Consider the following 12,817-nt stretch of genomic DNA (forward strand, 5'->3'; position numbering starts at 1 on the left):
TTAATAATATATTGTATTAAGTAATATTTATAATATTATATGAATAAAAAAAATTAAATTAAAAAAAATATAAAAATTATTCATATTATAAAATTTTAGCATAAAATCTGAACATTTTTTAAGGATTGCAGTCCCCGCATGGAGTATATCCACTTGAAACAGCACTGTCATGTGAAGAGAAATAGACCCTGTTCGAATCCTGAATCTGACTTATCAAATAGCAGTCTGACCTGTGGAACCTTTTGCTTTCTGCGTTTCCAATCAACGCCACATCAGATGAATTTGAATCATCACTGGAATTGACCGGAATATAATTTTTGGAATTGGATGAAGAATTGTTCATGAAATCATTTATAAAATCAGAATCTATTTTCCTATTTGAATTTGAATCAGGAAAAATTCCTTCATTGAGCTGCGGAAAGAATGTGAAAGCCAGATTTATAACGACTAAAACCAAAACAGCGAAAATGACAAATGAAATTATCCTGTTTCTTTTTGATGAACTTTTTTTCTTCATTGTTTTGGGAGAAGTAACCTTTACTCCGCATCTTGGGCAAACGTCATCATTTTCATCTACCTTTGCACCGCACATTCTGCAATATCTGATATCCATAATATAGTATATTTAAATTCAATGAATAAAATAATTTAGGTAAATCATCAGTTGCATAGTGATAATAGTTTTTGTCAAATTGGCACCTCTTGTGTTTCTATTTTCCCCACATGTGATATTGACAGTTATTTTCATGATGCCATTTCGTTCAGCTGAAGCATTCCATTTCCCGTCCCATCAGTTTTTACTTTCTGGGGATTTTTAGTGCCTTTTGCATCGACTATCGTTATGTATACCACCTGATTTGCAAGCGGATTTCCACCATCATCAGACAATGCAATGGATATGTAATCGCCGTCATAGATAGCATCATTGCTGTTTAGTGTTATTTGTGATGCAATCAGTTCATTTGATCGGGAAAGGACAAACATTATTCACCCCACAAGAATCAGTGCAAGGATTACAAGCAGCATTGAAATTATCGTTTTGTTTTCCATGCATTCACCAGAAATATTTTTGTCATATGCATTATAACACTTTCCAAACGGAAGCGGAAAAACATTTAAGCAAATGAAAAACAGACCACATAATTCAACATATAATAGTATGAACAATACAAATAATTAACTAAAACTTTAACTAAAATGAAATATGATGAAAAATTAGAGATTATGATTTATTAAATACACATGTGAAAAATAAAAAAAGTAAAATATTAATAATAATAGTAGGAATACCTGCTCATGCTACCAACATATGCCACATAGGTAATGATGAAGAATGAAACAACAACCATGACGACTGAAATGGCTATGATGATTGCCCCATGCTTTTTTACATCAGGATTGTCTCGGGTAAGGAGATATATTCCAAAAATGATTCCGACAATATGAAAGAGAAATGCACAAATATATCCCAAAACAATAGCGGTTTTATGTGAATCCTGATTGAGGGAAGCTCCACAGCTTGTGCAGACAGTATTTCCCAAAGGCACCAGTGCTCCGCATTTTCCACAAAATACTCCTGCATTCACATTTTGCTGAGTGCCTGGCTGACCGCCCACATCGTCCACTCTGGTTCCGCACTTGGCACAAAACTTTGATTCATCATTCAACTGATTTCCGCAGTTACTGCAAAACTTAACCATGAATTATTCCTCATCAGATGATGTCAAGTCGATTCCACAACTTGGACAGAACTTATCACTGCCTGAAACTGTTGAACCGCAGCTTTTGCATGTATTAGCCTGTGCAGTTTCCTCTGCAGGAATTGCGCTTCCACAATCCGGACAGAACTTATCGCTTTCAGAAATCTCGTGGCCACAGGTTTTACAGAAAGTGGTTTTTCCAGCAGATTTTGCTTCAGGAACTGCATTTCCACATCCAGGACAGAATTTTGATTCTCTGAACAGTCCGTGTCCGCAATTTTCACAGAATGAATCAAAATTATTAGCAGTTGAAGAAACGTTAGATGCTGTCTTTGAGTTAAGATTGATTGTTACTATATCCTCGGATGCGACGAGATAATATAATATTGCTGCAGGGAAAAAGAAAATTATCAAAACAATTAATAACCCCATGCTGTATGATTTTTTCTTCAATATGGCCGTGCCGTTGAAATTGGACTGAAAACTGTAGCCCTGTGAAAGATACATCTGTATCTGCTGATTGAATTCATCTTCACTATTAACATCAATATTATAATTAAGTCCCAATTTATAACCTCCAATAATGAATTTTAACACATATTAATTATACTTTAAATATTAAATCTAATATAGATATCGATTTAAAAAAAAATATGGTGACGGTTAATCAATCTAAAACTTCACTTCTACCTTTTCAATCAAAACATCATTGCTTACAGGATACTTATGATATGTAGCGCCTTCTTCTCCGTCATCCCATTGACTCCATTTCCATTGGCCACTATTATACATATATCCTCTTGACTGATAAGAGCTTTTATCCAGCATCTGTCCGTTTTTATAAACCCATATACCTAAACCGCCAACAGTAGTTCCTCTCCATTTCATGGCTTCAACCTTATACTCACCGACAGTTTTGCTTACCCTCTGGTCATATGCATTCAGCTCCAGAGTCACACTTCCTCCAGAGGATGAAGAGGATGATGATGAACCGCCGGAGTTTACAGGAGTGGTTTTAGCTTCGTTCATCTGCATATTTTGTGAAATGCTATTTGAAGCATATTTATCGTTTCCAGAGAATGATACGGTGACATTGTATGTTCCGGGAGTCAGCCCATTCATCTGCAATTTTCCTTTTCCAGACCCGTCAGTCGTAACCTTTTGCGGATTTTTAACGCCATTAGAATCAACGATTATAATGTCTACAACTGCATTTGCTATTGGAACACCGTTTGACGTTGATAATGATACCTCAAAGTTATCACCATCATTCAATGAAGCAGCAGATGTTACGGCCAAATTTACATTTTCCTTAAAAGGATTGAACATTACAAATGCCATTGCAATCATTGCAACGATTATTATAAGCAAAACAATTATGATCTTGTCATTTTCCATTTTTTGCAATCCTCCAACATTAGATATTTATTTATATATTTTTCAACATATATTAAGATGTATTAATCTTATGTCAATAATGGGGGAGAAATAATGGCCAAATTTTGCGGAAAATGCGGAAACAAGTTAAAAAATGAAAATGCTAAATTCTGTGATAAATGCGGAAGCAAAATTTCAAATGCAACAAGAAGCACAAACACCACTGTCAACACACCCATAAACAATGCTCCAATTTATAAAGAAAAAAGCATGCCTCTTGCTTTAATATTGTCATTTCTCCTTCCAGGAATAGGAATAGTATATGCCGGAGACGTTGCCAAAGGCCTAGCAGTGTTTATTGGTCTGGTTGTTATTAACTTTTTATTAAATACATTGTTAAAATCACCGATAACGCCCATACTGAGCATTGCTTTAATAATCTGTTCACTGTACCTCACATATGAAGAAGTCAATGCTGTCAATGAAAAAAATAGAAAATTGATGAGAAATCAATTTTAAAAAAAAAGTTGAATATTAGTCATCTAACTTTTTGAAGCTATTACACCTTTAATAGGTCCATATGGAGGAACCTCTATTCTTAAATCCAATGCCTTTAAAAGCAATTCAATACCTTTTCTTTGACCTGGAATAAACCTATATGTTGTTTCAGGAATGAAAATGTATCCCCCAACCCTAATGTATGACAATAGTTTCAATATGAAATCTACCTTGAAATAATCACTTTTTTCAATTATGCTTCGGTTTAGATTGATGATAACATAATCGAATTCCCCTTCAACATCTGATACGTCTTCAATACCTATCTGAAATATGTCAACATCATAAATCGTTTGATCTGTTATGAGAATCCCTTTTCCATACTTCTGTGCTGCGTCAATGAGAAGCTGAAGCTTTTTAATCATCACACTATTATTAAATTTATTGTGATTGTCCAATTCTTCACTTAAAACCAAATTTCTTTCAACACTTCTTAAAAATTTAATGTCATTTCTTAAGACACTTTCCTTTTTATGGGTTAAAAATACAAGTCCGCAGCTTGTGTCTACATTTTCAGTTTTCATATAAAATTTCTCTTCTTCAATCAAATCTTCAAAGACAATTTCATGAAAACTTTTTAGCTTAGGGCCTATTTTATTTATTGGAGCGGATTTTGCAAGGATATCCTTTGGAACTATGAACCTCTTGAATGCGCCATAGGACTTTAATCTGTAAGGACTCATTCTCCTTTTTAGGAAAAGTTCAGTCTTTAAATAGGATTCCAGACTTGAATCTGTTTCATGTTGGCCTGAAACCTTTTCAAAGAATTCAGAGTCTATATGACCTCCCATTACGGAACAATTTACTTCTATCAGAACCGGGCCTTTATCATCAATCATGAATTCCCCATGAACCGGACCATATTTGATTCCCACTGCATCACAGACATCATATGCGTAGTCAATCAATTCAGCCTCGCCTACATCCAATTCATTAACACTTTCAACGGTATCATATACAAATGCACCGTCTGAAGTTCTTATTTTATGGTACTTCCATATGGTCGTTACCCTGTGAAGTCCATCACATGAAACAGTGTTTACGATATATTCCTCACCATCTATGCGTTCCTGAACCAGAATACGGTCATTTAAATTTCCTAAGAAATTTTTCTCTAAAAAGAAGTCAGCAATTTGACCTGCCATTTCCTGTCTGTCTGAACAGATTCTTATGTTTGCTGAATCTGCAGAGTATATTGGCTTCAATACAACTTCACCCAATGATTCACTGTCATAAAATTCCATGGCTTCCTCAACTGATGTGACTACCTTTCCCCTAATATATCTCAATCCTTTTTCAGCAATCCTGTTATGCATTTCATGCCTTAATGTCATTGCATCCAAGTTTTCAATAGGATTACATAACAAATTTAAGTCATTTGCCAATTTGGTTGATAAAAATACACCCCGTTCGCTTCCAGATAAAACAAGCTTTGGATTTACTTTTTTAACTATTTCAAGAGTTTTTTCATAGGTATCCTGTTCATAGATAATATCAAAAGATGCGTCAACTCTTTCATATTCCATTTCCATCTTTTTATTATATTCTTCCACATCCGAAGTATCTGGCTTTAATTCCAAAACAATAGGCTTAAAACCAAAATTAATTACATCCCCTACATAATTGGTTCCTGTAGATATGCAATCAACGATAACAATTTTTTTCATAAAAAATCACCCAATATTTAATTATGGATTTGGATTTAAATACGCATAATGAATAAATATTTTACTATTTAATATATTTTATAAAATATTTAAATTTTAATTAAAAAAAGAGTTATAGTGAAAGGACACTATAACATTATCTTATTTCTCTTTTTAAATTTGGCAGAATACTTTTGTGAAAACATGATGAGAGTATGTGGATTAACATCCGCATATTTTCTGTGATACAAACTGTGGCAGCTATGACACATTACAACACCATTGTCCTGGCTGAAATATATGGGATTTGTATTGCTGCACTTGATTATGTGATGAGGTTCAAGTTTTTCACTTGAACCGCAAATGATACATTCCTTATGATTTGACAAAAGATCTCTTGCCCAGGACTGCAGTTTCCAGTACTTCTGTGATGACTGTATCTTCAATTCAATCATTAACACACCCCCAATCAGTTATCCAAATACTCAAGATCAATTCCGGCATCAGCATATTCAAACACCATTGGAGTGTTTTTGCAGGTGACGGAGATTACTCCACAGTATTCTGCAAAATTATCTTCCGTCAATCTTGCAAAGAGATTGTTTGAAATGTCTCTTGGAAGCTTGCGAGGGATTTTTGAAGGAATCCTTCGTGGCTTTTTGTGACGGTTAATGAAATCTTCACTCAGAATAAACTCCATCAACAGGAATTCTTCGTTTGTTTCCATTTCAAATGAATTTGATTCAGTGACTAAATCTAAAAAGTTTAAGGTTTGTGTAAATGACGGATTTACACAGACTTGGTTTTGACAATTTGGACAGTTTTCCATAAATATCCCTCCCATCTATAAGAAAAATAAGTTTATAAACATAATGCAACTCAACAAGTAACTAATCATAAATAAAAATTGCTTAATGGCAAATCACTCCTTAAAAAAGGATTTAATCAAAAAAGATTAAATCATCAATCATTTCATCAGCTATCATAGACAAAAACTGGTTTTCATCTATCTTTTCAAAATGGGGTCTTTTAGAGAAACTGGTTGTTCCTACAGTGATGTCGTCACCGTGGATTTTAATTCCAATGTCGGTTACCTCACCAAGGCCCTTATCACAGGTAGTGATGGTTGTTCTTGTGGAACCGGTCTCTATTTCAAAGGTAATGCAATCTTCATTGCTTTGCTTTTCAATGACATGAATTAATCTGACATAAATGCCGTTGTCATTAATTTTTCTTGATACAAAATCAAAAAACTCATCATTCATTTCGCTGAATGAGTATTTTTCATCTGCAAGGCCAAGGAGGGTTGGCATTTCATCAGATGCGTTTAGCTCTTCAACGTAGAATGGGAATTCGTCGCTCACAGTTACAGTATGTATTATGGTTTTTTTCACATTAATCTTCATATTTCTCCTCTTTTTAGATAATGGTTAACTTTATTCAACAACAGGAATACTAATATTCACATGTAAATTGTCAAATACGGATGGTTATAACCTCCTTTTAAAAATAACATTCAAAAGCAGTTTACAATTAGGAAAAATACAATCGGATTAGAACACTGTGTACCCAGTGACTTTTACAAATGCTATCATATTTATCAACTCCCCATATATAAGTTATGATAAATTCGTATACAGTCAGTTTTCAAATGGTGTGATTATTTTTAAGCTAATATTTTATATTATATATTAACTAATATATAAATATTTCCATTTTCATATTACTTTTTTAAAAAAATATAAAAAAATTAAAAATTAAATCATCAAAAAATATTAAACTTACAAAAAACATAAGAAAATACATGATTGGAAATGATTGGGATTTAGCTTTAAAAGAAGAATTTGAAAGTGATTATTTCAAAAGGATAAAAGAATTTACCGATGAGGAATATGCAACAAGGACGATTTATCCACCAAAAGAAGATGTCTTTAATGCATTTAAATTTACTCCACTAAAAAATGTAAAGGTAGTGATTCTAGGCCAGGACCCATATCATGAAGAGGGTCAGGCTCACGGCCTTGCATTCTCAACTCCTGAAGGCAGACCAATACCAAGATCACTTAAAAATATTTTTAAGGAAATAGAAAACGAATACGGCTATCGTATCCCTGAATCAGGATGTCTTGAATCCTGGGCTCATCAGGGAGTTTTTCTCCTGAATACTGTACTGACCGTTCGTGAAAGTGAAGCAAATTCCCACAGTAATTGCGGCTGGCAAACATTTACAGACCATGTAATCAAAATATTAAATGAACAGACACAACCAATAGTATTTCTGTTGTGGGGAAAGCAGGCCGAAAAGAAAAAGGAATTTCTAAACAATCCAAATCATCTGGTTTTAATCACATCACATCCCTCACCTTTCTCAGCAAGACGAGGATTTTTCGAATCAAATCATTTTAAACTGGCAAATAAATTTTTAAATGAAAATGATTTAAAAGAAATAGACTGGAAACTTTAATATAAGAGATCTTCCTGAACCAATTCATCAACATATGTAGTATCATCCTTAAGTGATTCGATATGATGAATTACATTAAGTTTCAAATCTTCAAGCTTTATTCTACCATCTATGTTTCTAAAGTCAATCAGGAAGTCAAATTCATAGACTAATTCATTTGAATGATTGAAAACCTGCCAGTTTTGGCCTTTAATATGAATTAAATGAACCGACCATTTGTCCATCAAATCATAAATCCTGGATGATACCTCATCCACATCAAAATCAATGTAGTATATTTCTTTTTTAGTCATTTCTCTATATATTAATGTTAAAAAAGCCAATATCCATTATCCAAAAGCAACTATGAAATTTGCAGGATATCGACTCCAATCATCAAATATTATTGAAGTTAACTTAAATTAAAAAAATAGAATATGGTTTAATTAATTATGAATTAATAAAACATCCTTATTGGATTTCCTCAATACCTTTTCAGCTACACTTCCAATGAAGAATTTATGCAAACCTGATTTACCGGATGCTGAAATAATAATTAAATCCACATCTTCATCCTCAGCAATTTTAACAATAGTGTCTGCAGGAGTACCGACAACAACCATTTTTGTGACATTTACATGTCCATCAAAACGTTTTGCCATATTATCTACATTTTCATACGCTTCTTTTAAAAACTCCTCATTAAGACTTTCTATATTTTTTTTACGCTGAAATGGTGTTGTAGCCTCTAATTTACTTGCAACAGACAAAACTATAATTTCTCCATCATCGGAAAGTGCCTTGATTGCTCTTTCAACTTCATGTTCGGAAAATTCAGACCCATCGGTAGGTAATAATATTTTATCAAACATTACAAAAAACTCCTTTAATATAGTATTAGATTTACTTACATTTATATTATTTCTTTGAATTTTGACATCTCTTCCAAAATATAGTTTAAATTTTGAGAATCTGTGATATTTTCATCACCTATAAATTTGATTTGATTTTCCAATTCCCTTAATCGGAATTTGAACCTGAATATGATGTCAATCATTTCACTAAACAGCTCTATGTCATTGACCCTATACAATAGATTTTCAATTTCATTCAATGTATCCAATATGTTCTTTTCAAATGTAATGTTGCCATCAAATTCCATTTCACATGCAATTATGTGGTCATATATTCCCTGACAGTCTATTTCCATTGAATCTGATTTGATTGGATTAATTTCACTGCTTTTCATTTAGATGAAAACTCCCTAATTATATAAATGATTTATATTCATCAAATTAAAAATAGTTTTTGCAATCAGTCAAAAATCAGGATGTTATTGTAGTTTTTGAAGTTTTTATATTCGCTGCAGATGATATAGTGACCGGATTCCAGATTGATATCCAATGCAGCAGTACCATTTTCATCAGTAAATCTTGTATAATTGACCCCATTTATGAAAAATCTGACTTCCTGATTGGTTTTAACAGGAATTCCATCATGCAATACCTGAATACGATAACTGGTGGTATTTTCGTGACTAAAGATAAGATCATTGGAGTTGAAAGTATATCTATCTCTATTAAGAAGTTTATTTAAATAATCCTTCGGACCTGAATCAGAACTATCAGCACAGCAGTCAAATCCTGAATATGCGAAACTGACTTCAAGGCTTAAAAAAAGAATAATTAAAAAAATAAGAATTTTTTTCATAAAAATCAGTATTTAATGCGAATGAAAGGAATGAAAATAATTGCAAAAAGCAATACCAAAATTGGATTGGCTGTTTGTTTTAAACTTAAATCTGAATTATTAACAGAACCAACTGCTTTGATTACTCCGCCATCAAATATATCAGTACCATTTGATGAATTGGTATTTTCTCCTTCAACATACATATCCATGGTTGAATTCATAATAGTCTGTGAACCAACTCCTGCCGTGAATTCATAGGTTTTGCCTGCGATTGTAGGAACGCAAACCAGTGTCAACAAATCATTTTCACCAGGATATAATGTATCTATAAACCATGTGCTGTTGTCATACTCAACAGGAAAAATCAACAGATTCAAACCCTGAGGCAACGGATACAATATTGATAAATTATGATATGTGTCCTGACCAACATTCTTTACATGAAGATATACTTCAACGACATCATCTTTATGAACTACTGAAGGTTCATAACTTTGATTGAATTGAAGATTATAGTTCTCATTTACATTATTATCTGAAACAATAGTCTTATTATCCGCAGCATTGATACTAGAGACTAAAAATAATGTTAAAATAATCAAAATCAGTAAACCAAAAATACCTTTACTGTTCATAATAATGCCTTTTTTTCATTAATTCGAATGGTATATCTGTTTTTCATCATATATAAAATACATCATATCAACAACTATTTTAAAAAATAAACCGACAAAAAAATCTATTCGATACAAAAATTAAAATTAATGTTCTTCTCTTTAAAAAGAAAAATATCAATTGAAAAGAGGTTTTGATTAAAAATAAATACAATTATTCCAAATTTAAAGAATTAAAAGATTTTCAAAAAATATCACGAGTCAAAAAATCTATTGTAGAATGAATAAATTTTAATAAAATTAAAATAAAATAAATTAATTTACATTATAGTATATTATTTATAAACATGTGAATAAAAAATAACATATTTTAAAAACACCAAAAAAATCTATCATATTCATTAATTTTAAATAAAATTCTAATCAAAAATAATATTAATGGCATTTCAGTTAATATCAACAATTCTTATAGCAATAGCACTTGCAATGGACGCATTCAGTGTATCGCTTACAAAAGGATTTATTCAAAAACACTTAAAAACAAACCAAATATTTTATTACGGAATATTTTTTGGATTCTTTCAATTTATGATGCCTATATTAGGCTTTTATTTTGGAGCATTGATAAACGAATTCATTGCATCAATCGCATCAATTATAGGATTCATTCTCCTTTTGGCCATCGGATTGAATATGATTAGGGAAAGCCTTCAGAATGATGAGGATGAACTTACAGACAACTTCAGCTTTGGTGAAGTGACCCTGCTTGCAATCGCAACAAGCATCGATGCATTTGCAGTTGGACTTACCTATGCGCTTTTAAATGAATCAATTTTACTTCCTTCAATAATTATCGGTATAGTAGCATTTCTATTTTCAATAGCAGGAGTATTTTTAGGTAAAAAAATAGGAAATTATTTCGGCGGACGCTTCCAGATTCTTGGTGGTGTTATATTAATTCTGATCGGTATAAAAATTCTTCTTGGATTTTAAAAAAAAGTATTGGAAAACTTACGCATGTAAGTTTTCACCAAATCTCTTAATGAACAGTTTTGCCCAGATATAGCCTACAGTTCCTCCAACAAAACATCCTGTAACCACACCTGCATAGATTCCAACCAATCCCCATCCGAAGATAAAGCAGAAAATGTATGCAAATACAGTTTCTAAAATCAATGATCTAAGCAAAGTAATGATTAAGGAATATACACCTTTACCCACACCCTGGAAAACCATTGATGACATTATACCATGTGGAATTGCAAGAACAAACAGGCTAAGCACTGATATTGCCGTTGCGATTTGAGGAGCCAGTTCCGCACTTGCTGAAGTGTATGAAAACATTGCAGCAATCTGTGATGAGAAAATAAACATTATTGCTCCCAGCGCAATAGATAAAATAAAACCTAATTTTATGGAATAGCTGTGTCCAGTCTTAAGGTTTTCATAGTTACGTGCACCATATGCAACACCAGACACGGTCAGTTCAGCAGTTCCAATACCTATTAAAGGTATCATAGCCATTTGAACAATCCTCATTGAAGCTGTATAAACAGCAACAGCGGTTGTGCCTGCAACAGTAACAAGCATTCCATTGATAATAATTGCCAATGCTGAAAATATAATGTTTTCAAGTGTTGATGGAATAGCTACCTGCAGTTCATCAATTATCATTTTTCCTTGGTAATTAAAGTTTTTAGGAGATAAATCCAAATACAAATCATTTTTACCCCAAATCCAATAGGACATTACAATACAGGACAATGTAGCTGAAATTACGGTTGCCCATGCTGCTCCATTAATTCCCATGTTCAATACATAGATGAATATAGGATCCAAAATAATATTCATTACTGCTGTCACTGCAATTGCAATTGTTGCTCTTCTCATGTCTCCTTCTGATCTAAATATTGCTGAAGCCACACCGGAGTATACAAAAATAATCAATGCTCCAAAAATAATATAACCGTAATTTAAAGCGTAATCTATAGTGCTGCCTGCACCCATAAGTTCCAATAGCTGTCTCATGAATACCATCATCAGCACTGTAAATATTAATGATACTACAATACATAAAACTATTGCATGCAAACCCGCATTGTTAGCCTGATCATAATCCTTTGCTCCAATATAACGTGCAATCAATGAGTTTGCACCCGCACCTATACCGTTTCCCAAACCAACCAAAACCATGAATAATGGAGTGATAAATCCGATAGCTGCAAGAGCATCAGCTCCAAGTCCTGCAACCCAGATACTATCTGCAATATTATATAACATGATTAAAAGCATGGAAATCATCATAGGAATACTTAATTTAATAATAGCATTTTTTGGATCTCCCGTAATCATTTCAATATTTTTATTTTTTTCACTCATTTTTTATCAAACCTTTCTTCATTTAATGATGTCATTTTAATAGCTAAATTTTTTAATATAATCTGTAAATTTTCCTTTTCCTGTTGATTTTCAAAAAGAATATCTTCAAACTCCTTCAGGATATCCTTTGATTTGTTAAAAGTCATTTCGCCCTTTTCAGTCATTGAAATAATATTTTGTCTTCTGTTGTTTTCATCAATTGTACGTTCGATAAAACCGTTGTCTTCCAACTTTTTAATAGATCTTGCAATGGCTCCCTTGTTTGTATTGCATCTTGAGGCAATCTTTTCCTGATTCAATGTTGAATCCCCTGCAACTTCAAAGAGAATATGAAGTTGTGTGATATTAATGTCAAGTTCACTGAGCATGTTATTAAAATAAATTGACTGAGCCTTTGCAAGAATTCCA

The 12,817-nt window shown here is 32.6% G+C and carries 19 protein-coding genes; 3 read left to right on the forward strand and 16 right to left on the reverse strand.

Annotated features, from left to right (window positions below; all coding sequences use genetic code 11):
• Nucleotides 1–118 precede the first annotated feature (118 nt).
• From SM9_RS06235 to SM9_RS06255, 5 genes are all read right to left on the reverse strand, one after another.
• The gene (locus SM9_RS06235; RefSeq protein WP_157064691.1) at nt 119–613 is read right to left on the reverse strand and encodes a DUF2116 family Zn-ribbon domain-containing protein; all 495 of its coding nucleotides are present in this window, start codon (nt 611–613) and stop codon (nt 119–121) included.
• Between the two features lie 131 nt (nt 614–744).
• Nucleotides 745–984, reverse strand: coding sequence for a hypothetical protein (locus SM9_RS06240; RefSeq protein ID WP_058739319.1), 240 nt, complete (start codon nt 982–984; stop codon nt 745–747).
• A gap of 284 nt (nt 985–1,268) precedes the next feature.
• Nucleotides 1,269–1,700: a zinc ribbon domain-containing protein gene (locus SM9_RS06245; RefSeq protein ID WP_058739320.1), complete on the reverse strand. Its 432-nt coding sequence runs from the start codon at nt 1,698–1,700 to the stop codon at nt 1,269–1,271.
• A gap of 3 nt (nt 1,701–1,703) precedes the next feature.
• Nucleotides 1,704–2,267, reverse strand: coding sequence for a zinc ribbon domain-containing protein (locus SM9_RS06250; RefSeq protein WP_058739321.1), 564 nt, complete (start codon nt 2,265–2,267; stop codon nt 1,704–1,706).
• Nucleotides 2,268–2,372: 105 nt separating this feature from the next.
• Nucleotides 2,373–3,098 (reverse strand): carboxypeptidase-like regulatory domain-containing protein, encoded by a 726-nt coding sequence (locus SM9_RS06255; protein WP_058739322.1) that lies wholly within the window; start codon nt 3,096–3,098, stop codon nt 2,373–2,375.
• A 93-nt stretch (nt 3,099–3,191) separates the two neighbouring features.
• Here SM9_RS06255 and SM9_RS06260 point away from each other — a divergent pair, with 93 nt between their 5' ends.
• Entirely contained in the window at nt 3,192–3,596 is a 405-nt protein-coding gene (locus SM9_RS06260; protein WP_058739323.1) for a zinc-ribbon domain-containing protein, read from the forward strand.
• Nucleotides 3,597–3,619: 23 nt separating this feature from the next.
• On the opposite strand, the gene SM9_RS06265 is transcribed toward SM9_RS06260, so the two are convergent.
• The 4 genes from SM9_RS06265 to SM9_RS06280 form a co-directional block, all read right to left on the reverse strand.
• Nucleotides 3,620–5,302: an ATP-grasp domain-containing protein gene (locus tag SM9_RS06265; protein ID WP_058739324.1), complete on the reverse strand. Its 1,683-nt coding sequence runs from the start codon at nt 5,300–5,302 to the stop codon at nt 3,620–3,622.
• A 128-nt stretch (nt 5,303–5,430) separates the two neighbouring features.
• A complete protein-coding gene (locus SM9_RS06270) occupies nt 5,431–5,736 on the reverse strand; it encodes an HNH endonuclease (RefSeq protein ID WP_058739325.1) in 306 nt (101 codons plus the stop codon).
• 14 nt (nt 5,737–5,750) lie between these two features.
• Nucleotides 5,751–6,110, reverse strand: a complete 360-nt coding sequence (locus SM9_RS06275; protein WP_058739326.1) for a hypothetical protein — start codon at nt 6,108–6,110, stop codon at nt 5,751–5,753.
• Nucleotides 6,111–6,222: 112 nt separating this feature from the next.
• Complete coding sequence (locus SM9_RS06280) at nt 6,223–6,687, reverse strand: hypothetical protein (RefSeq protein ID WP_058739327.1); 465 nt, start codon at nt 6,685–6,687, stop codon at nt 6,223–6,225.
• Between the two features lie 398 nt (nt 6,688–7,085).
• On the opposite strand from SM9_RS06280, the gene SM9_RS06285 reads away from it, so the two are divergent.
• On the forward strand, nt 7,086–7,745 hold the full coding sequence (locus SM9_RS06285) for a uracil-DNA glycosylase (protein ID WP_058739328.1): 660 nt from the start codon (nt 7,086–7,088) through the stop codon (nt 7,743–7,745).
• On the opposite strand, the gene SM9_RS06290 is transcribed toward SM9_RS06285, so the two are convergent.
• The 5 genes from SM9_RS06290 to SM9_RS06310 all read right to left on the reverse strand — a co-directional run bounded on the left by SM9_RS06290 (nt 7,742) and on the right by SM9_RS06310 (nt 10,051).
• Entirely contained in the window at nt 7,742–8,038 is a 297-nt protein-coding gene (locus tag SM9_RS06290; protein ID WP_157064692.1) for a hypothetical protein, read from the reverse strand. The two genes, SM9_RS06285 and SM9_RS06290, sit on opposite strands and share 4 nt — an antisense overlap.
• Before the next feature lie 132 nt (nt 8,039–8,170).
• On the reverse strand, nt 8,171–8,596 hold the full coding sequence (locus SM9_RS06295) for a universal stress protein (RefSeq protein ID WP_058739330.1): 426 nt from the start codon (nt 8,594–8,596) through the stop codon (nt 8,171–8,173).
• Between the two features lie 41 nt (nt 8,597–8,637).
• Nucleotides 8,638–8,973, reverse strand: a complete 336-nt coding sequence (locus SM9_RS06300) for a hypothetical protein (protein WP_058739331.1) — start codon at nt 8,971–8,973, stop codon at nt 8,638–8,640.
• Between the two features lie 65 nt (nt 8,974–9,038).
• Nucleotides 9,039–9,434, reverse strand: a complete 396-nt coding sequence (locus tag SM9_RS06305; protein WP_058739332.1) for a hypothetical protein — start codon at nt 9,432–9,434, stop codon at nt 9,039–9,041.
• A 5-nt stretch (nt 9,435–9,439) separates the two neighbouring features.
• Entirely contained in the window at nt 9,440–10,051 is a 612-nt protein-coding gene (locus SM9_RS06310) for a COG1361 family protein (protein WP_058739333.1), read from the reverse strand.
• A 417-nt stretch (nt 10,052–10,468) separates the two neighbouring features.
• On the opposite strand from SM9_RS06310, the gene SM9_RS06315 reads away from it, so the two are divergent.
• A complete protein-coding gene (locus SM9_RS06315; RefSeq protein ID WP_058739334.1) occupies nt 10,469–11,023 on the forward strand; it encodes a manganese efflux pump MntP in 555 nt (184 codons plus the stop codon).
• A gap of 18 nt (nt 11,024–11,041) precedes the next feature.
• Here SM9_RS06315 and SM9_RS06320 read toward each other — a convergent pair whose 3' ends face one another.
• Nucleotides 11,042–12,409: an MATE family efflux transporter gene (locus tag SM9_RS06320; protein ID WP_058739335.1), complete on the reverse strand. Its 1,368-nt coding sequence runs from the start codon at nt 12,407–12,409 to the stop codon at nt 11,042–11,044.
• On the reverse strand, nt 12,406–12,777 hold the full coding sequence (locus tag SM9_RS06325) for a MarR family winged helix-turn-helix transcriptional regulator (protein WP_394326122.1): 372 nt from the start codon (nt 12,775–12,777) through the stop codon (nt 12,406–12,408). Before SM9_RS06325 ends, SM9_RS06320 begins: the two co-directional genes overlap by 4 nt.
• Nucleotides 12,778–12,817: the final 40 nt, after the last annotated feature.

It is taken from the genome of Methanobrevibacter millerae (assembly GCF_001477655.1).
GTDB classification, from domain to species: domain Archaea; phylum Methanobacteriota; class Methanobacteria; order Methanobacteriales; family Methanobacteriaceae; genus Methanocatella; species Methanocatella millerae_A.

Bases quoted from the DNA above. Each gene is read 5' to 3' on its own strand.
- SM9_RS06245 (WP_058739320.1), bottom strand. From the start codon at position 1,700: ATGGTTAAGTTTTGCAGTAACTGCGGAAATCAGTTGAATGATGAATCA.
- SM9_RS06235 (WP_157064691.1), bottom strand. From the start codon at position 613: ATGGATATCAGATATTGCAGAATGTGCGGTGCAAAGGTAGATGAAAAT.
- SM9_RS06260 (WP_058739323.1), top strand. From the start codon at position 3,192: ATGGCCAAATTTTGCGGAAAATGCGGAAACAAGTTAAAAAATGAAAAT.
- SM9_RS06320 (WP_058739335.1), bottom strand. From the start codon at position 12,409: ATGAGTGAAAAAAATAAAAATATTGAAATGATTACGGGAGATCCAAAA.
- SM9_RS06300 (WP_058739331.1), bottom strand. From the start codon at position 8,973: ATGAAAAGCAGTGAAATTAATCCAATCAAATCAGATTCAATGGAAATA.
- SM9_RS06280 (WP_058739327.1), bottom strand. From the start codon at position 6,687: ATGAAGATTAATGTGAAAAAAACCATAATACATACTGTAACTGTGAGC.
- SM9_RS06315 (WP_058739334.1), top strand. From the start codon at position 10,469: ATGGCATTTCAGTTAATATCAACAATTCTTATAGCAATAGCACTTGCA.
- SM9_RS06240 (WP_058739319.1), bottom strand. From the start codon at position 984: ATGTTTGTCCTTTCCCGATCAAATGAACTGATTGCATCACAAATAACA.
- SM9_RS06305 (WP_058739332.1), bottom strand. From the start codon at position 9,434: ATGAAAAAAATTCTTATTTTTTTAATTATTCTTTTTTTAAGCCTTGAA.
- SM9_RS06290 (WP_157064692.1), bottom strand. From the start codon at position 8,038: ATGACTAAAAAAGAAATATACTACATTGATTTTGATGTGGATGAGGTA.
- SM9_RS06275 (WP_058739326.1), bottom strand. From the start codon at position 6,110: ATGGAAAACTGTCCAAATTGTCAAAACCAAGTCTGTGTAAATCCGTCA.
- SM9_RS06255 (WP_058739322.1), bottom strand. From the start codon at position 3,098: ATGGAAAATGACAAGATCATAATTGTTTTGCTTATAATAATCGTTGCA.
- SM9_RS06285 (WP_058739328.1), top strand. From the start codon at position 7,086: ATGATTGGAAATGATTGGGATTTAGCTTTAAAAGAAGAATTTGAAAGT.
- SM9_RS06265 (WP_058739324.1), bottom strand. From the start codon at position 5,302: ATGAAAAAAATTGTTATCGTTGATTGCATATCTACAGGAACCAATTAT.
- SM9_RS06310 (WP_058739333.1), bottom strand. From the start codon at position 10,051: ATGAACAGTAAAGGTATTTTTGGTTTACTGATTTTGATTATTTTAACA.
- SM9_RS06295 (WP_058739330.1), bottom strand. From the start codon at position 8,596: ATGTTTGATAAAATATTATTACCTACCGATGGGTCTGAATTTTCCGAA.
- SM9_RS06270 (WP_058739325.1), bottom strand. From the start codon at position 5,736: ATGATTGAATTGAAGATACAGTCATCACAGAAGTACTGGAAACTGCAG.
- SM9_RS06325 (WP_394326122.1), bottom strand. From the start codon at position 12,777: ATGCTCAGTGAACTTGACATTAATATCACACAACTTCATATTCTCTTT.